Source organism: Robertmurraya dakarensis (assembly GCF_900156875.1).
In the GTDB taxonomy this organism is placed as follows: Bacteria; Bacillota; Bacilli; order Bacillales; family Cytobacillaceae; genus Robertmurraya; species Robertmurraya dakarensis.
In genome coordinates, this window is record NZ_LT707409.1 from 916,034 (window position 1) to 933,562 (window position 17,529).

Consider the following 17,529-nt stretch of genomic DNA (forward strand, 5'->3'; position numbering starts at 1 on the left):
AGCCGAAGGGAAGCCTTAACTATGCCACATCAGAAGTTTCAGTCAGCTGCGATCAAACCTCGCTAAAAGGGGAAATATCTGTATTTGGGACCAATTCGTTATAGAGGTAACTTACAAAGCTACTCTACAGGATCAGTTAATACAAATTCTTAAATTAAGACAGGCGAAGGGTTTTTTCGTAATGCCCCAGCGGTCAGCAACTAATACATAACTAATTTCAAGTTGAGTGAACGGGAATGATTCACTCTCTTTTTCTTTAGGTCAAATTGAAAGGAAGGAGTATATGCAATGTATAAAAAGAGTTTTATTTTTCTAGTTATGATGAGTGTCTTCGGACTATTATGGAATATCTCGTTACAAACCCAGGCTGACGAACCTTTTGATACTGCAGATGTTGATGAATATGTTAAGAATTATATCGAAAAAAACGGACTTCCTGGTGCAGCGATTGTCATCGTAAAGGATGGGAACGTACTTTATGAAAAAGGCTTTGGACATGATTCTGAAGGAAAACCACTGACAGCAAAGTCTCAAATTGGTATTGCTTCCGGGACAAAGCCATTTACTGCATTTGCAGTGTTACAATTGATTGATAGAGGAAAAATTAAACTTGATGACCCTGTTGTAAATTATCTTCCAGAATTAACACTTGATGACGTTCGATGGAAAAAGGTGACTGTACGACAGCTTTTGAGTCACACTTCCGGTCTGCCAAATCCTACCATTGTGGCTCCAGCGTATACTTTAAAGGAAGGTGTAGATCGCCTCCGAGATTGGAAACTCCAATATGAACCGGGAGAAAAACATTATTATAGTAATGCAAACTACTGGACTTTAGCTTATTTGGTAGAACAAGTAAGCGGGTTGGATTTTAATGCTTATCTAACAAAGAACGTATTCTTACCGCTAGGAATGGAAGACTCTATCTCAGCCGTTAACTCAGGAGATATTGTAGAAAAATTAGGGATCCCTCGCGGATATGTGACGTTATATGGCACGGCAATGCCTTGGAGAGAACTTGAAAAAATGTTCAGTGGTTCAGGCAGCATCTTCACGACTGCTAGTGATATTGGAAAATGGCTTTCTATGCATACAAGCAGAGGGGAAATTAATAATGGAGAACCTTTATTGTCACAAAAACTTTTGAAGGAGTCCTACTCACCACAACCTGGAAGTGAAAAATATGGGCTTGGCTGGTCTTTTAGCTCTCCCGGTATTAAACCAGCTCGTATTTCTCATAGTGGCTCAATTTCAACTTTTCAATCTCAACAAGATATCATACCAAGCAGCGGCTATGGTGTTGCAGTATTACTGAACAGTTTCACAACTACATTTGAACATTCATACGAGATGAGTTCAGGGATCATTCAATTGACGGAGGGAAAAGACCCTGAATTGAAAGCACCAACACCTAAAATTATTGATCTATCACTTGGTGTTATTACATTGCTTTACTTAATTTTAGGAATTAGAGGAATACGGAGAAGTAACAAATGGACTGATAAACGCAAACACCATCCAGCTTGGAGATTTTATTTGCGTTTAATCCCACAATTGATTCCTGTCGTTGGGATCAGCTGGTTATTGTTTATTGTTCCGACACTAGAAAATAATAGTTCGACGATTCTAGATGCATTCGGCCTTTTTCCATCAGCCATGATCTTATTGGTAATCATTTTTATCATTGGATTTGCTCTTACAATTTTGAGAGTGTATTACCGAATAAGGTTACATCGTAATTGAGATTGCAATAGTAGCTGCTTCCCTTGGCAGCTATCGATCATTTCTGTTTTAGAATATCAAGTCAGTCATTAAGTTTAACGGTAATATGTACTTGTAAGGAAGGGAAATGAATGTTAAAGAAATTAAATCATTATGGCTGAGTTCTTCAGATTATGAAGCAGCTGACTTACCTGGGATTTATTATACGAACCATAATAGAACATATGAAAACGCCTATAGTGAAATTTGGATGACCGTTAAGAAAAAGGGGAACGAAAATCTGAATTAAAAAGTATTCCGTTAAGACGTTTCCTAATTAAACCAGTCATTACGTGATGATTGGTCTTTTTTTGTTGTTACGAACCGTGTCTTCAAAGTGTTGAAAAAACTCTTCAAAAACAAAACTATTTTAAATGTTAATCGTATAAAGGGATAGGAGGTTTTTTAATATGTCTTTACTGAAAGTGGATATAAAATCTGCAGGTTATGAAAAAGCCGCCGCAACGATTAACGATATAGCATTCACAGTTGAAGAAGGGGAATTAATTGGTCTGATCGGTCCGAATGGGGCTGGTAAAAGTACGACCATCAAATCAATCCTGGGGCTGCTCGAAAATATCGAAGGTTCTGTTACATACGGGAATGATACTCCTTATTCTTATATCCCTGAACGGCCCATCTTTTATGATGAACTCACACTGTGGGAACATTTGGATTTTGTTGCAGCTATAGAAGGTCTCCCAGATATGGAATATCAGAAGCAAGCATATGAACTTTTAGAAAAATACAGGCTAGTCGATCATGCTCATGAATATCCAGCCAAATATTCAAAGGGTATGCAGCAAAAAGCAATGTTAATCCTTGCAATGATGACAAATCCATCACTTTATATCATTGACGAGCCTTTTATGGGGCTTGATCCGCATGCGATGAAGCTCTTTCTGGAATCCATTGATAAAGAACGGGGGCGTGGTGCGGGCGTGCTGATGTCAACACATGTACTCGATACCGCTGAAAAAATATGCGATCGCTTCATTATGATAAATAAAGGGCACCTTGTGGCAAAAGGTGCGCTTGACGAGATACGAAGACAATGTAATCTTCCGACATCATCGCTGTTTGACTGCTTTCATTTTCTCACTGAAGGTGATGAGAATGAGCAGTAGAACACTTTTTGGAAGCAGGTTAGTTAAGAACTGGAAGTTTCAATACAATGTCTTTAAATCAATAGCAGATTGGACCATCATGCTCTATATCATGATCCCGGCTATGGTTATTTTTATTAGTATCTATGTATCGTGGTGGACGGAAAATCCAGCTTGGATAGAAGGTTTCCCGTTATTTTTGTTGTTTCTTATCCTCTATGTTAGCACTTGGGTTGGAAATATTCGTACATATATGGAGGAAGCTGACAAAGTCATCCTGTTTAAGAAAGTTCATTTGATGTGGAAATTGAAAAAATGGGGCTACGGCTATTCCCTCTTATTTCAAGCGCTAACGGTATTGGGCAGCAGCCTGATCTTGTTACCTTTTTTTCTCAAGCAATATCAGCTTGGATATCATGAAATAGCTGGTATCATCATATATTTTACGTCCTTAAAAGCTATGTTAATGCTTGTAAAATATCATATAAGGAAGGCAGAGACTCAGTTAATAAAGGTCGTCAAAAGCGTTCTTGTTTTTATTGGATTAAGTTGGTTTAGCCAATTAATCTTTTGGATGATTCAAAACGGAAGTCTGTTACCGGTCTATATCTGTTCAATCATTATCCTCTTTATTTCTGTATTCCTTAGTCTAAGATCATTTAAAAAAATAAGTTCGCTAGATATTGAGATTGACATGGAAAAGGAAAGAAAAAACAGTATCATTCAGCTTATCTTTATGGCAGCACCAGAAATTGAAAAGCCTGTCGTTAGTAAAAGAAAGAAGCCTTTCTTATTTCGTAATTCAAAACGGATATTTAAAAACCGAACCCCCATAAACGGCTTTATCGAAGCATTCATCAAAATTTTTATCCGGAACTCTTCTTACATTAGCGGCTATTTCGTCTTAATCAATGTCACAACGGCGGCAATCGTGATTGTACCTCCCATTTGGATAAAGGTGGTTATTTTTCTTGGGTTTCTAATCATGATGTATATATGGATTTCTAGCGTTTGGGATCAGGTTTACAGTTCGCATCCTTTTATGAAAAAATATAGGGGAAATAATTTCTATTTTTCTGCAAAACAGCGGGTTGTAAGCTCAATGTATATACTTGCGATTACCTTACTGCTGGTTTTTATTGCCGTAGGCTGGACGATTACGTCGAAGATAGGATTGTGATCTGAACTTTGAATCATTTTTATTTGTGGTCGTATTATCTACGAACAAAAAGAAAAGATGAAGTTTTCAATCAATAACACAAAAGGGAGATTAAAGAGATGAAAATACCAATTTTTCAAGTTGATGCATTTACTAATGAACAATTTAAGGGAAACCCAGCGGCCGTATGTCCATTAAACGAATGGATGCAGGATGATTTAATGCAAAAGATTGCAGCTGAAAATAATTTATCGGAAACGGCCTTTTTTGTGGAAAAAGATGATCTATATGAGTTAAGATGGTTCACTCCAAAAGGGGAAGTAGATTTATGTGGACACGCAACATTAGCGTCTGCGTATGTCATATGCACTTATTTAGATGAAAAGGTAGAGAATATCAAGTTTCAAACTAAAAGTGGGCTTTTAGAAGTATCTAAGGAAGGCGGCCTTTTTACGTTGAGTTTTCCTGCTAGAGCAGGTGAAAAATGTAATACACCAGAGGAACTTATTAAAGGGTTAGGTAAAGCCCCAAAAGAGGTTTATAAATCAAGAGATTATTTAGCGGTATTTGAAACAGAACAAGATATTTTAGATCTTGAATTAAATATGGATGAATTGAAAAAATTAGATGGTTTCGGTGTGATTGTGACAGCTGTTGGAAAAGAAGTGGATTTTGTCTCAAGATTTTTTGCACCAAAGGCAGGAATAGATGAAGACCCCGTTACCGGTTCTGCTCATTGTACGTTAGTTCCGTATTGGAAAAATCGATTAAATAAAGATGAATTTGTTGCCCTGCAATTATCAGAAAGAGGCGGAAAGCTTTATTGTACGGATTCAGGGGAAACTGTAAAAATTGCTGGGGAGGCAGTATCTTATTTGGAAGGATGTATCTATATCTAGAAAAGTTGTTCAACAAAAAATGGGGGACAAGAGCTAATGATCTACATGGGTCGGCGGCTCTTTTTTTATTCGGTAACGGGGCATCACTTTTATTAAATGGAGAATGGAATAGAAGGGATCGAATTTCTAATACTATTTAATAGAAAGTATTATGATTAAGAGAGGTGTTCTTTTGAGACTTCTTGTCATTGGCGCAATTATACTTGGTGCGAGTGTTTTTTCGTTATTACCCATTCTGTCTGCACATTATTTTCAACCAACATTAAAAGACAGCTTCAAGTTTAATCTATATTTTCTTCCTCTTTCTTTTATAGGGAATATTATACTTGCATGGGGATTCATCCAAGGCAGCAAAATCTTTGGAAATACGGTGATGTTAGGCGGTATTCAAACTGGGGTAAATGCCCTTCTTATAACCGTCTTATCAATCCTCGTTCTAAATCAAAAGATTTCAGTATATTCCATTCTCGGTATTTTGCTGATTGCTGTAGGTGCTACTCTTTTAAATAAATAAAATGAAGCTTACAACAGCAGATATAGCATCTATTTGAACAGCAAAAACTTACATATACTGCAAAAATAAGACTTGAGTTTCTGATATATACGCAGAGAATAGAGATGCCATAACAGGAATTGTTGAGTTACTAGTTACAATAAAAAAGCATCTGCTGTTCGGCAGATGCTATTCAAATAGGGGAATACAAAAGTATCTATCCTAGTTTGGAACTTTTTTATACAGATTTTCGTATTTCTTTAGAATAATAGAAATCACAACTTCAGTTTGATTTTCTCATTTCCTCATTCAACGCTGCTAGAAACTTATCAACTGTCTTTTGCCCAATCCCTTTATGATTCGATAAGTTCATCATGCTTTGTGTCAGCTTCATGATCGCCTCGTTATGACCAGATGCGCGACCGGCATGGAAACCCTCCCAGTAAGCTCTATTATCAAATTCCAAATGCTTTGTTACTTTTTTAGATTCTTGTGTTTTCATAGTTGTTTCTCCTAATTGCATTAATAATCGTAGTTTATTTTATAGTAATACGTCCATCGTATCAAATAAATCGAAAGTGATCATCATTCAATCTCTAAATTAATTGACAATACCCAAATAATTCTATAACTCTGAAAGATTTTTATTACATATGTAAGCTAATGATCGACTTGACAAAAAAATCTAATTAAGCTAAACTTCAAATCTTATTTAGTCTAATTAGACCTTTGTAAACAAAGAAGGAAGGTTTTATTATGAAATCTATATTGTTACTCGGACAATCAAATATGGCAGGCAGAGGATTTATTGAGGATGTACCTCCAATTTATAATGAGTACATAAATATGCTGCGAAACGGTAGATGGCAAATGATGGCTGAACCACTTAATTTTGATCGTCATGTATCTGGTGTTGGGCCGGCAGTCTCCTTTGCTCAGGCTTGGACAGAGGATCATCCGGGAGAGTCCATTGGGGTCATACCATGTGCCGAGGGAGGGAGCTCCATTGATGAATGGGCAATTGATGGTCTATTAACAAGACATGCCATTTCTGAAGCAAAATTTGCTATGGAAACAAGTGAAATAGTGGGAATTCTGTGGCATCAAGGGGAAAGCGACAGTTACGGAGAACGCTATAAGACGTACGAAGAAAAATTACTATCATTAATTAGTCACTTTAGAAATGAATTGAATGCTCCGGATATCCCGATTATGATCGGTGAACTGGGACATTACCTTGGAGAGGCCGGATTTGGAAAAAGCGCGGTAGAATACAAACAAATAAACCAGATATTATCTAAAGTTGCTCATAACGAAAAAAATTGCTATTTTGTAACATCAAAAGGGTTAACTGCAAACCCTGATGGCATACATATTGATGCTTTCTCCCAAAGGAAATTTGGATTAAGATACTATGAAGCTTTTTCAAGACAAAAGCATGTTTTAGATATTTTAGACATAGAGCATGAATGGATTGAAAAGGTGGCAAAACGTGAACTAACTAAAAATGAACGTATATTTGTTCAAAGTACGAAGTTTGCATTAGGCCAGTTGAGTTTTGAGGAGTTTTCTATGAATATCTCCAATATTAATGAAAGTAAGTAGAATCTGTTAAACAATTGTGCACTTTTGTATGATATCACAACTTACTAATGAACTGAGATTATGTAAGTTGTATTCATTTTTCACAAACAAAAAGAGGCATGTTGCAAGGTAACGCTTTCTGCGCATCAAACATCATTTTTCAAAGGATAAACATGTACGTAAAAAAATATGTGAATAAGCTATCTACCGCAGGGTGTCCCAAGAGTATTACGTCAAGGGGCACCATTTTTTGGATCTGATCATTTGTGGTAACCCTGTAATATGTTATATCTTTGATTTATTAATTAATGAATACAAAAGCAGCCAGGATTCTAAATTTGATGTAATAACACGATCTAAAAAGGAAAAGGGAGGAGAAATCATGTCCAATAACATAAGACCAAGAAGAATCATTTTGGATTTAGCCGTAACGTTAGATGGTTTTATCGAAGGGAAGAATGGGGAAATTGATTGGTGCATTATGGATGCAGAGATGGGGTTTACTGATTTCTTACATCAAGTGGACACTATTTTATATGGTAGAAAAAGCTATGAACTATGGGGAGAATATATTCCAGGCAATGATGATTCAGACACTGACAAAGAATTGTGGGAACTCGTTCATTCCAAGAAAAAATACGTCTTTTCTAAAACAAAAAAAGGAACGGATGAAAAAGCAATTTTCATTAATGATGAAATACCTGAAGAAGTAAAAAAACTAAAAAATATGCCCGGTAAAGACATCTGGCTATATGGCGGAGCCAGCTTGATTACGACTTTTATCAATCTTGGGCTGGTCGATGAAATTAGATTATCTGTTCACCCGGTTGTTTTAGGAGAAGGGAAACCGTTGTTCATAGATATAAAGGAGAGATTGAATCTAAAATTGGTGAATACACGGACATTCTCTTCTGGGGTCGTGCAATTAATCTATCATTTGAATGGGGAATAAATATGGAGAATTCATTACTAATGCGAACTGAAGCATCTTATACCTTGAACTTTTTGATTTACCTGCAAAATATATATCTTAATCAGAATCGTTATGATGATTTTAAGTTTCCTTATCATTCATCTCAAATAGCTTTTAAGAAAGAGTTTGAGGTAGAATTTAGGAGTTTATGGAATAAATTTTCTCAAGAGATAGCGGAACATCATCGTAACGATATGAAACTATTCCACTATGGCTTTTAATTGTAGTATTTGGATCCATTGTTATCCCACTAAATTGGTTTGGTATTAAACAATTAGATAAACTACAAAAATGGTCATTACCTTTCTTCTTTATATTTTTAATTGTCATTATCATAGTGGCAGCCAATATACCGTCTCAATTTGATGGGCAATTCTGGACATATATGCCGGAGGGTGTAAAGATTGGCGGAACAGCTTTACTAATATGTATCGGAATGCAGCACGGGATCATGGGGCTAACCGCTTTAATTGCGTCAGATTATGCGCGTTTCCTTAAACCAAAAGATATTAAAATTGGATCTATTATGATCGGGTTTATTCCGCAAATTTTCTGTTTTGGTGTCATGGGTTTACTTGGAATATGGTTTGGTGTCCGGTTAGGTGAATCTAATCCGGGGATTTATATTGTCACAATCCTTGGACTAGGCGGAGTCCTTTTTACGATGTTAACCCAACTTCGCATTAATGTTACAAATATTTACAGTGCATCCCTATCATTGTCCAATTTTTTTGAGAATGTGTTTCATTTCAAACCCGATCGCCGATTTTGGGTTGTGGTCTCGGGCGTCGTGTCGATCGTGCTAATGCTTGGCGGAATATTAGATTATTTAGGCAGTGCGATGACATTCCAAGGGGTTCTTTTAATGGCATGGGCTGCTATATTAGTGACAGATGCATTAGTCGTGAAGAAGCTGCTTCAGATTGGACCGAAAGAGTATGAAGCAAAACAAGAGAAATTATATAAATGGAACCCGGTTGGGGTTGTACCATTAATTATCTCAAGTGTTCTTGGAACGATTGCTGCATTAGGGTATATGGGGACGTTTCTGCAAAATACAGCCACTTTCTTTGCAGCCGTGTTAGCTTCCATCCTTACCATTGCAGTAGCCGTTTTTACAAAAGGGAAATACTACAGTAAAGTAAATTATGAGGAAATATGGGAACAAGAAAAAACGAGAAGAACCAGTTAATTAACGCAAGAATGGTAACTGAAGTAGTTAATTAAAGCTCCCGCGATGAAAATAGGGTGAGAAGTGAATTCTCGCCCTATTTTTTATTTTGAGAGTTAAGATAATGCTGTTGATAAAAAATTATCCTATGGATAAAATTGTTATATTATCTTGCTTGAAACTTTCACAAGGATAGGGGGTCTATAATAATGAAGAAAACGGTTACTTTTTCATTCAGGAGCACAAATTTTGAAGCGACAGAGGCGACGGAGACATTCACTTTTGAAAAATTAGGTATTGACGTGGATATGGATGAACAATCAATAAAAGAAGAGATCGACAGGATTTTTCAGGCATGGGTTTGGGATAAACTTAATATTTCATATAGTATTGTTATAGATGAGGATAAGAGTTAGTTAGAAGTTAAACCCTCTAGCTTCTTGCAGAGGGTTTCAATGTTATGTGTTAACCGTAAAAGGTTATATCATCTTCGCATAAATGACCATCGTTGCTGGGATCGTAATGACCATGATACAAAAAAGCACGATTAGTACCTGGGTTGCGTCTAGCGTTATGAATCCAAAAGAACCTGTTGCTAGAAATAAAAAAAGTATGGAGATGAAAAGAACAAAGTAGTTAATGATCATTGATTTACCCAGTATTTCTTTGGCCCGTTCATCTTTAGGGAAGATGTGAGGAGATAAATAGGCCAGTAGTAGCTGATTGATTCCTAGCGCAAGTAACATAATAGCATCAGGAAATTCACCATTTATGATATCTTCATAGTTTAGATAGACACCCAATATAGTTAAAAGTACGCCTAAAAACAAATAGATAATTCGATTTTCTTTTGCCTTTCTAAATCCGGCCAACATTAGTCCTCCTCATAAATAAAAATATCTTCAATTTGGCACTTGAAAACGCGTGAAAGCTTAAACGCTAACATAATAGATGGATTGTATCGTCCTTTTTCTAAAGAAATAATGGTTTGCCTTGATACTTCTAACCTCTCTGCCAGCTCATCTTGAGTAAGATTATGCTTTGCACGCATATCTTTAATATTATTTTTCATAACATCACCACTTAATGTTAAGTATGCTTTACGTTAAGTTCACTTTACATGGGTTTTTTTAGAAAGTCAAGCTAGCATTACATTGTTGTTGTTGAATAAGCAATTTCCTAAATAGATATAAAATTTGAAACCTTATGTTTTAAAAATCGTAATATATAGTAGTTAATCCTCTGCGGGGTGAGAATATGGAACCTTCTATAATGGCAGCGGTAATCGTAATTTTTTTAGGGATATTTGGTGGCAGTCATTGTAACAAAGAACAAAAATAAGGTTGTGGGCTATTTAATAGCTATTTAATGGTTTTTACAGTTTAAGTATTTGCGGCATTAAATGGGGAGGTGGAGTTGTGAGTAGATCCTTTTGGGTTCCATTAACGGCATCATTTGGAACCATGATACTACTGTATTTCATCGGCTTTATTGCAGATATAGATATTTTTACTTTTAAAATTTCTCCATCATATTCTGAGATTTCTTTCTTACCAATCATAGTTGGCTTTTTGATTGGATTCATTTGTGAACGAATTATAAAGAACAAAACTCAAAACCACGAAAATTAACTTTACTCTTTTCACTAAGGGGCGTTGCAGGGTTTTCTGTGAGCATTTATTCATTCTGTAGATCTAAATGCAATAGAAGGCAAACACGTACATTCCTTTAACGAGGGATGTTTTTTTATTTGAAGTAAGTTCGTCTACTTTGTTCATCCTAAAAAAGATAACCGGTAAATTTCCTTTATAACTTGTAATACGAGGTACATCGTATTACAATGTTGGTAATAACTTGGAGAGAGGTGATAAGGATGGATAAAGAGATGTTAAAGGGTAGTGTCGATCTTTTATTGTTATCACTAATTAATCAAAGAGACCTTTATGGCTATGAGATTACTAAAATGTTAAAGCAGATGAGTGAGGACACTTATGAGATGAGTGAAGGAACTTTGTATCCTGCCTTGAAGCGACTGGAACGTAAAGGCTGGATTGAATCTTATTGGTCTGAAAGTGCAGCTGGCAGAAGAAAATATTATAGAATCACAGATATTGGAATGAAAGAACTAGAGAAAAAACAACAGGATTGGAAACTGATTGAAACACTCGTTCGAAGAAGCTCGGAGGGGTTACAATGAGGTCCAAACTAGAAAAGTATGTAGAAAATATTGTTCGACATACTGAAAGTTCAAGACAAGAGAAGGAAGACCTGTATGAAGAACTACTGATTCATCTGCAGATATCAAGAGATCATTTAATGGAGGAGGAAGGGCTATCACTTGAGCAGGCGGAGGAGAAGGCGATGCAGCTTTTTGGTCAGGAAGGGGAAATCGGAAGTCACATCCAGCAAGCCCTTTTTCCTTATCGAAAGGAACTAATGCTGGCATTAGCCATTTCCTCAATACTAGCAAGTATTAGCATTTACCTTCTTCATGTGTTTGTGGCGGGAGAACCTTATATTGGCTGGCTCTGTATTTCTATGCTATTGAGTTCAATGATTCTGTTTCTCCCATTAAACCAATCTATTCATCTCAATCGGAAGCTTTGGCTAAACAGTTTACTAATTCTACATACTCTCAGCCTTCTATATGGTTGGTTACTTATTAGCCAATTAAATCATTCAACTACTGTCGGGTTAACTATTTGGGAGTGGTTAAATATTGCTTTAACAATTGGACTTGTGTATCGAACGACACTTTATGATTACAGCTCGAATGAGAAACATATCAAGTTTCTTCATGGAATCAATATAACGAGTGGAATCATGATAAGTTTTGCTTCCCTTTTTATCATTGTAGGCGGACTTATTATGATTGGGGAACTTCATCCGATGATGCTCGTCTTTGCCAGTCCAATCGCCATCTGGATTGGTTTATATATGGCATCTATTAAATTAGCAAAGAAAAATATGAAAAGTGCTTTATTCATCGGAGTTATCCCATTATTGTTATGCGTTTTAATCTTATTGTGGATATACTTCCCTGTTCTTTTCGATTAATCATTCATAATAAGGGAGAAAGGAGTTGTTGATACATGAAGAAAAAGTACCTCGTTCTTCTTTTGATCTTTTTGTTAGTCATTACGATTGCTTTAGTTTTGATAGGGCTTAGGTTTAATAAAACCGAAAACGAAAAACAAAATGGTCTTTCCAATCAATATGATGTTTCCCCAGAAAACACAATTGCCTATGTGGCTTATGAAGAAGGTAAACCGCAGTTGTTTTTACATGATGGAAAAGAGGCAGCAGCTGCAGTAGAGTATGATGATAATACGCTAATTTTGGATCCGACATTTAAGGAAGATGGAACAATCTTGGCCTATATCACGACAAACAAAGACAAAGAAACCGAATTAATAAGTACGGTACATTTCCTTGATTTAAGTACAAAAGAAGTCTCGCAAGTTTTCACTGATGCTTCGACTATTACAGAGATTGAGTTTAACCCAAAGGGAGAATCCCTTCTTTTTTTAAGAGCTGGTACATATGAAAATTACTCACCGATTACAGGGAAGAGACCGCATGATTTTGATGTCTATGAATACGATCTCACCGATCAATCACTGGAACAAAAGACGAACCTTTCTCAGTATTCCATTCATTCTTTACATGTTTCAGCTGATGGAGAACGGGTTTTCTTGCAACGAGATGATGATTCAAGCGTGGAAACCGCAGAGGATTCTTTCAACGTAAAACAACGGATTTTTGAAATTCCTATAGAAAAGCCAGAACAGATGTCTGTCATTTCCGATCCTGACCGGGAAGTAGATGTTTTCAGTTTCACGATTACACCATCTGAAGAGGAGATAATTTTTCAATCCATCAGCAATCCTGATGATGGGGGTACCTTTAAGTATGAACTATACAAATATAATTTGACAACAAAGACAGAAACCCAGTTAACCCATTTTGGTGAATATGTTGGTGATCCTGTTATAAGTGCTGACGGCCAAACTGTTTACTTCATGCTGGATAAGAAATTTGCTAAAGGAGATCCAGAATATCATCTTTATAGAATGAGCATTAGCGGTGACCAGGTGAAAGAAATATCCTTGCAATAAAGGGGTCTATAGGAAAGACGATCAGTAGCGGTCGTCTTTTCTTGTGTAAAAGCTATAAAAATAGTAACAAGACAAAGTATGTGGAACCAACTCTATAATTATTGGAATCTTTATAAATAATACAGGGGAGTGTAAAATCTTGAAGAACCTTAGAAAAGTCTTAATAATCATGTTTCTTTTGCTATTTGTTATTATAGTGTCTGCCTGTAATAACTCATCGTCAGAAGAGTCAGGTACAAAAGTGGACAATCCGTCACAAAAGAAAGACCATAATGCTGCTGATTCCTCTGAAACAGCTTCATATCCCGATGATACCACCAATCCAGACAATCATGTTACAGACGAAAATGTAGATACATCAAACAATGTACCCGAAAAAAGTAAAGACACTTCTCATAATGATGCTACTCTTAGCCAAAAGGAAATGTATCTCAAGAAATTTAGTGATACGAAAAGAGAGATGGATGAATTAAGAAGAAATCCAGAAGATGAAAGTACATACGCTATGAAAAAAGTGGAAGGAGATCGCTACGATAGTTGGGATGGTTTATTAAATGAAATTTACGGAGTTTTAAAAGAGCAGCTTCCTCAAGATGAGATGGATCAATTGCGAAAAGAACAACGAAATTGGATACAAAATAGGGATGATGCAGCAAAGGAAGCATCTCTAAAATATGAAGGTGGCACGATGGAGCAATTAGAATATGTAGCTGTACTGGCAAATCTAACGGAAGAGAGATGCTATGAATTAGTTGTTGAATATATGCACTAATTTATCAATCCTTAACATTTAAGGTGATTTTTGTTAGGGAGATTAGTGTATTATTTGAGTAATAGATAACACGGTGATTGGCAAAAACATGAAGAGGAGAAAACCAATATGATACAACGAAAAACGGCAAGTTCTTGCTACCAAGAATTGCCGTTTTTATTATAAATCATGTTGTTCAGTGACCTCATTATACGATGTCATAAAAGTCAAAAGTTATTTCCTAATTGGTTCGGATTTCCTGACGCATAAAGGTGAGATAGGCGATTGCAAAGCAAATTAACGTAGCGGCAGCGAGTCCTGTTAGCTGCGGCCAAATTAAGAGTAAGCTTTGGCTTAATGGCAAGGGACCTGCCACTGCTCCTACTGTTTGTTCAACCGTTAATGGGCCGAGAGTGCGAACATTTGGTGATAATAATATCGTTGTTGATTCGCTAAATAGATAATTTGGCGACAAGCGCATAAGGGTCAGAACAGTATCTTGGCTTTCCAGCACATCCGACACATTCGTCATTCTATCTGGACTGAAAATCGATTTAGATACCAAATTGATGATCATCGAATAGAAAACGTTAAAAAAGATCCAGACTGCAATACTTGAAAGGGCGGATGTGGCTTGGCTTTTGAACACAACAGAAAACAAAATACCCAGGTTCAGCCAAAATGCAATATAAACAATACATAAGCATAGAAAGCAAAAGATCCTCAAGAACTCCTCAAATGTAGGCGGAATTCCGAGAATGAGAATTCCAAATGCCATGACCAATAATCCTAGTGAGAAGAATAGGAGAACATTTAATAATAACGCAGCAGCAAACTTCGCGTTCATTAAGTAATCTCTAGGGATTGGCTGTGACAGCAATCTGCTCAAGGTACCGCGATTACGTTCGGAGTTTATGGCATCAAACCCTAATGCAATCCCAAATAGGGGCCCAAGAAAACCTACAAATGTAATAAACGATGGCAACGTTCCATCTGAGACGGTAAAGAGATGCAGGAACAAGTAAAGGTCTGAACCAATTCCCTCAGCCTGATTACCTGCTTGGTCGATTGCATCAGAGATCGTGGTGATGGCAGTATAGATCGAGCCAATGCAGGTCAATAAAATAATGATGCCTAAAATCATGATTCGCCAGCTTCGAATATAGTCCGTAAATTCTTTACGAACGATGGACATGAAAGCAGAAGGATTAGAGTTTCGTGTTTGAAAGGATTCCGTTCGTAAAGATAAAAACTTCAGTTTATTTCTGACATTAGTAAGACTCATGCAGCTCACGTCCTTCAAAGTAGCGATGGTAAATTTCATCTAGACCGAAGTTTTTCTTACTGATATGAGTAAGATCTGAGCCCATTTCAACAATTACCTTGCTAATGACAGCGGAAATGTCTTCATAGCAGGTAATTTCTAACCCTTCTTCGATTTTTTGAACTCTTTGAACATGCTCCAACAGCTGAACCTCCTTCACTAGTTCGTTCGGGATGGGGGAAGCATGTACGGTTATTACCAAGGTAGCTTCAGGAAATAGTTTTTTGGCCAGGCTTTGTACATTTCCTTCGGCAATGAGTTGTCCTTTTACAAAGATGCCAACTCGATCACAAATTTGCTGGACTTGGTGCAAATGATGTGACGATAATAGAACCGTCATTCCTTCTTCCTTCCCTAGTTCTCTGATCATCTTTAACAACTCACGAACCCCCTCTGGGTCAATTCCTAGTGTAGGTTCGTCAAGAATAATCACTTCGGGATTTTTCATTAAAACATCAGCCAAGCCCAGCCGCTGCTTCATTCCCCGAGAATATTTTCCGGCTTTTTTATTCGCTGCATCTGATAAATTTACTTTGTCCAACAAGTATTCTGCCCGCTTTCGAGCTTCATCCCTTGGGATATTGTTTAATTGAGCTGTATACAACAAATTCTCTAGGCCTGTCATATTTTGATAGAATCCAATATTATCAGGAAGGTAGCCTACTCTTCTTTTTACCTCAATGGGTTTCTTTATAGAGTCTATTCCGCAAACCCGGACGCTTCCTGATGTGGGTTCACTTAACCCCAGCAGCATTAAAATGGTCGTCGTCTTCCCAGCTCCGTTAGGGCCTAATAATCCAAAAATTTCACCTTTAGAAATGGTCAGAGACAAATTTCTCACAGCGAACACGTCATCATATTGTTTACTCACTTCATCCAGCTGTATAGTGGCTTGATTCACCTTTATCTCCTCCCATATTTTTTAATCATATAAGAAAATCCAGCAATGACCCCAAGAATGATGACAACTCCGATTAATCCCCATAACGTAGAAGTTTTTACAGAGATTCGGAAGTCAGCTTCTGCTGAAGATTCAGCTGCAGACGCAGATATGGTCGTTACGTAGTCACCAGCAATGGCCTCATCGGATGCGGTAATCATCGCTTTTACTGTTGCCTTTTCACCTGGTTTAATTTCCGCAATGGAACTTGGCTCGAATTTTGTTTCCCAGTTTGGCGGCGCTGTTGCAGATAGCGCGACATTGGTTAACGGGGCGGTTCCGGTATTTTCTACTACTATATCAATTGCTTTTTCGTTCCCAGATTGCAGGTCGGTACTTAAAACTCCATTTGGTGTAGACACATTAAGGTCATAAGAACCGGTTATGACTGCTTCCAGATCCGCTTTTGCTGATGTCCCGCTTCCTGCTGCCGTAACTTGAATTTTATAGGTCTCTGCACTAGCTTTTTCAGGCGGAGTAACATTAATTGTGATATCAGCCTCGCTATTTGGTTCTACAGCTACTGACGTCACGTTGTCTCCTCCAGATTGAAATTGAACACCCCAGCCTTCAGGGGCTTTCGCTGTTAATGCATAGTTTTGTTTTTCCGCAGTCCGATTACGAACGGTTGCTGAATAAGAGAAGGAAGAATCGGTCTGTCCTTGTAAATTCGGTTGATCGACATTAAATTCTGTTTTAAATGTTCCTTTTTCCGATAAAGTTATAAGAAAAGGCAGCTTTGACTCGGTACCACCTTGGTCGGCAGCCACTAAGTCAAACCGATAATCCGCTTGTTCAATCTCCAGTGGAACAGTCACTTCAAGTGTGATTTGCTGTTCGCTATTTCCTCGAACGGTCAGTTGCTTGATAGCACTTCCATTTGCTGTAATTTGATGTTCCCAGCCTTTTGGCAAATTTTCTACATCGAATGTCACTGTGCGAATACTTGATTCGTTATTGATGACATCAATGGAATAATCAATGGTCTCCCCAGGTGTGGCCGTAATCCCAGTATAGGGAGTGTACAAAGTTACCTTTCCATATGCAGGACTCATCCCAACAAAGAGGGTGAGAGCGAGCATAGTAATAAAAATACTGAAGATCTTTTTAACCATCTTCATCATCCTCCTTATGTTTTTTTCATTCTTGATACGCAGAAGAAAAGCTTTTAGATTTGTCATCAAGGAAAGTTTTTTATAAAATTTTTGATAGAAGTGAATCTGCTATAATGCAGAACGAGTCTTTTAGAG

20 protein-coding genes and 1 pseudogene are annotated in these 17,529 nt (G+C 37.1%); 15 read left to right on the forward strand and 6 right to left on the reverse strand.

All coding sequences use genetic code 11. From position 1 onward, the window contains the following. Positions 1-288: 288 nt before the first annotated feature. The 6 genes from CZ487_RS13465 (at position 289) to CZ487_RS13485 (ending at position 5,439) form a co-directional block, all read left to right on the forward strand. Positions 289-1,743: a serine hydrolase domain-containing protein gene (locus CZ487_RS13465; RefSeq protein ID WP_077212719.1), complete on the forward strand. Its 1,455-nt coding sequence runs from the start codon at positions 289-291 to the stop codon at positions 1,741-1,743. Between the two features lie 106 nt (positions 1,744-1,849). Then, positions 1,850-2,011: a hypothetical protein gene (locus tag CZ487_RS26640; protein WP_154676035.1), complete on the forward strand. Its 162-nt coding sequence runs from the start codon at positions 1,850-1,852 to the stop codon at positions 2,009-2,011. A gap of 160 nt (positions 2,012-2,171) precedes the next feature. Beyond that, positions 2,172-2,888 (forward strand): ABC transporter ATP-binding protein, encoded by a 717-nt coding sequence (locus CZ487_RS13470; RefSeq protein ID WP_077212721.1) that lies wholly within the window; start codon positions 2,172-2,174, stop codon positions 2,886-2,888. After that, positions 2,878-4,047 carry an ABC transporter permease gene (locus CZ487_RS13475; RefSeq protein ID WP_077212723.1) on the forward strand — a complete coding sequence of 390 codons (1,170 nt, stop codon included), beginning with the start codon at positions 2,878-2,880 and terminating at the stop codon, positions 4,045-4,047. The genes CZ487_RS13470 and CZ487_RS13475 overlap by 11 nt, the downstream gene beginning before the upstream one ends. A gap of 98 nt (positions 4,048-4,145) precedes the next feature. Next, positions 4,146-4,925, forward strand: coding sequence for a PhzF family phenazine biosynthesis protein (locus CZ487_RS13480; RefSeq protein WP_077212734.1), 780 nt, complete (start codon positions 4,146-4,148; stop codon positions 4,923-4,925). Between the two features lie 172 nt (positions 4,926-5,097). Continuing rightward, complete coding sequence (locus tag CZ487_RS13485; protein ID WP_077212736.1) at positions 5,098-5,439, forward strand: hypothetical protein; 342 nt, start codon at positions 5,098-5,100, stop codon at positions 5,437-5,439. A 262-nt stretch (positions 5,440-5,701) separates the two neighbouring features. On the opposite strand, the gene CZ487_RS13490 is transcribed toward CZ487_RS13485, so the two are convergent. Next, complete coding sequence (locus tag CZ487_RS13490) at positions 5,702-5,920, reverse strand: hypothetical protein (protein WP_077212739.1); 219 nt, start codon at positions 5,918-5,920, stop codon at positions 5,702-5,704. A gap of 254 nt (positions 5,921-6,174) precedes the next feature. Here CZ487_RS13490 and CZ487_RS13495 point away from each other — a divergent pair, with 254 nt between their 5' ends. The 4 genes and pseudogenes from CZ487_RS13495 to CZ487_RS13515 all read left to right on the forward strand — a co-directional run bounded on the left by CZ487_RS13495 (position 6,175) and on the right by CZ487_RS13515 (position 9,562). Then, positions 6,175-7,023, forward strand: a complete 849-nt coding sequence (locus tag CZ487_RS13495) for a sialate O-acetylesterase (RefSeq protein WP_077212741.1) — start codon at positions 6,175-6,177, stop codon at positions 7,021-7,023. Between the two features lie 361 nt (positions 7,024-7,384). Beyond that, positions 7,385-7,954, forward strand: a complete 570-nt coding sequence (locus CZ487_RS13500) for a dihydrofolate reductase family protein (protein WP_077215311.1) — start codon at positions 7,385-7,387, stop codon at positions 7,952-7,954. A gap of 214 nt (positions 7,955-8,168) precedes the next feature. Beyond that, positions 8,169-9,167: pseudogene (locus tag CZ487_RS13510) on the forward strand (purine-cytosine permease family protein); the annotation flags it as partial. Between the two features lie 188 nt (positions 9,168-9,355). Beyond that, on the forward strand, positions 9,356-9,562 hold the full coding sequence (locus tag CZ487_RS13515) for a hypothetical protein (RefSeq protein WP_077212753.1): 207 nt from the start codon (positions 9,356-9,358) through the stop codon (positions 9,560-9,562). Positions 9,563-9,625: 63 nt separating this feature from the next. Here CZ487_RS13515 and CZ487_RS13520 read toward each other — a convergent pair whose 3' ends face one another. Continuing rightward, positions 9,626-10,021 (reverse strand): hypothetical protein, encoded by a 396-nt coding sequence (locus CZ487_RS13520; RefSeq protein ID WP_237562883.1) that lies wholly within the window; start codon positions 10,019-10,021, stop codon positions 9,626-9,628. After that, positions 10,021-10,218 carry a helix-turn-helix transcriptional regulator gene (locus tag CZ487_RS13525; protein WP_077212764.1) on the reverse strand — a complete coding sequence of 66 codons (198 nt, stop codon included), beginning with the start codon at positions 10,216-10,218 and terminating at the stop codon, positions 10,021-10,023. The genes CZ487_RS13520 and CZ487_RS13525 overlap by 1 nt, the downstream gene beginning before the upstream one ends. 346 nt (positions 10,219-10,564) lie before the next feature. Here CZ487_RS13525 and CZ487_RS27530 point away from each other — a divergent pair, with 346 nt between their 5' ends. The 5 genes from CZ487_RS27530 (at position 10,565) to CZ487_RS13550 (ending at position 14,036) form a co-directional block, all read left to right on the forward strand. After that, entirely contained in the window at positions 10,565-10,777 is a 213-nt protein-coding gene (locus CZ487_RS27530) for an ATPase (RefSeq protein ID WP_077212768.1), read from the forward strand. 242 nt (positions 10,778-11,019) lie between these two features. Next, complete coding sequence (locus CZ487_RS13535) at positions 11,020-11,343, forward strand: PadR family transcriptional regulator (protein WP_077212769.1); 324 nt, start codon at positions 11,020-11,022, stop codon at positions 11,341-11,343. Further along, positions 11,340-12,203 (forward strand): permease prefix domain 1-containing protein, encoded by an 864-nt coding sequence (locus tag CZ487_RS13540; RefSeq protein WP_077212771.1) that lies wholly within the window; start codon positions 11,340-11,342, stop codon positions 12,201-12,203. Before CZ487_RS13535 ends, CZ487_RS13540 begins: the two co-directional genes overlap by 4 nt. Before the next feature lie 35 nt (positions 12,204-12,238). Next, positions 12,239-13,264, forward strand: a complete 1,026-nt coding sequence (locus CZ487_RS13545) for a TolB family protein (protein ID WP_077212773.1) — start codon at positions 12,239-12,241, stop codon at positions 13,262-13,264. Between the two features lie 139 nt (positions 13,265-13,403). Continuing rightward, positions 13,404-14,036: a lysozyme inhibitor LprI family protein gene (locus CZ487_RS13550; RefSeq protein ID WP_077212775.1), complete on the forward strand. Its 633-nt coding sequence runs from the start codon at positions 13,404-13,406 to the stop codon at positions 14,034-14,036. Between the two features lie 220 nt (positions 14,037-14,256). On the opposite strand, the gene CZ487_RS13555 is transcribed toward CZ487_RS13550, so the two are convergent. The 3 genes from CZ487_RS13555 to CZ487_RS13565 are packed head-to-tail and all read right to left on the reverse strand — an operon-like array spanning position 14,257 to position 17,394. Then, entirely contained in the window at positions 14,257-15,300 is a 1,044-nt protein-coding gene (locus CZ487_RS13555) for an ABC transporter permease (protein WP_084783261.1), read from the reverse strand. Beyond that, a complete protein-coding gene (locus tag CZ487_RS13560; RefSeq protein ID WP_077212777.1) occupies positions 15,287-16,240 on the reverse strand; it encodes an ABC transporter ATP-binding protein in 954 nt (317 codons plus the stop codon). The genes CZ487_RS13555 and CZ487_RS13560 overlap by 14 nt, the downstream gene beginning before the upstream one ends. Before the next feature lie 2 nt (positions 16,241-16,242). Continuing rightward, entirely contained in the window at positions 16,243-17,394 is a 1,152-nt protein-coding gene (locus CZ487_RS13565) for a COG1470 family protein (protein WP_077212778.1), read from the reverse strand. Positions 17,395-17,529: the final 135 nt, after the last annotated feature.

Bases quoted from the DNA above. Each gene is read 5' to 3' on its own strand.
- CZ487_RS13465 (WP_077212719.1), top strand. From the start codon at position 289: ATGTATAAAAAGAGTTTTATTTTTCTAGTTATGATGAGTGTCTTCGGA.
- CZ487_RS26640 (WP_154676035.1), top strand. From the start codon at position 1,850: ATGAATGTTAAAGAAATTAAATCATTATGGCTGAGTTCTTCAGATTAT.
- CZ487_RS13470 (WP_077212721.1), top strand. From the start codon at position 2,172: ATGTCTTTACTGAAAGTGGATATAAAATCTGCAGGTTATGAAAAAGCC.
- CZ487_RS13475 (WP_077212723.1), top strand. From the start codon at position 2,878: ATGAGCAGTAGAACACTTTTTGGAAGCAGGTTAGTTAAGAACTGGAAG.
- CZ487_RS13480 (WP_077212734.1), top strand. From the start codon at position 4,146: ATGAAAATACCAATTTTTCAAGTTGATGCATTTACTAATGAACAATTT.
- CZ487_RS13490 (WP_077212739.1), bottom strand. From the start codon at position 5,920: ATGAAAACACAAGAATCTAAAAAAGTAACAAAGCATTTGGAATTTGAT.
- CZ487_RS13495 (WP_077212741.1), top strand. From the start codon at position 6,175: ATGAAATCTATATTGTTACTCGGACAATCAAATATGGCAGGCAGAGGA.
- CZ487_RS13500 (WP_077215311.1), top strand. From the start codon at position 7,385: ATGTCCAATAACATAAGACCAAGAAGAATCATTTTGGATTTAGCCGTA.
- CZ487_RS13515 (WP_077212753.1), top strand. From the start codon at position 9,356: ATGAAGAAAACGGTTACTTTTTCATTCAGGAGCACAAATTTTGAAGCG.
- CZ487_RS13520 (WP_237562883.1), bottom strand. From the start codon at position 10,021: ATGTTGGCCGGATTTAGAAAGGCAAAAGAAAATCGAATTATCTATTTG.
- CZ487_RS13525 (WP_077212764.1), bottom strand. From the start codon at position 10,218: ATGAAAAATAATATTAAAGATATGCGTGCAAAGCATAATCTTACTCAA.
- CZ487_RS13535 (WP_077212769.1), top strand. From the start codon at position 11,020: ATGGATAAAGAGATGTTAAAGGGTAGTGTCGATCTTTTATTGTTATCA.
- CZ487_RS13540 (WP_077212771.1), top strand. From the start codon at position 11,340: ATGAGGTCCAAACTAGAAAAGTATGTAGAAAATATTGTTCGACATACT.
- CZ487_RS13545 (WP_077212773.1), top strand. From the start codon at position 12,239: ATGAAGAAAAAGTACCTCGTTCTTCTTTTGATCTTTTTGTTAGTCATT.
- CZ487_RS13555 (WP_084783261.1), bottom strand. From the start codon at position 15,300: ATGAGTCTTACTAATGTCAGAAATAAACTGAAGTTTTTATCTTTACGA.
- CZ487_RS13565 (WP_077212778.1), bottom strand. From the start codon at position 17,394: ATGGTTAAAAAGATCTTCAGTATTTTTATTACTATGCTCGCTCTCACC.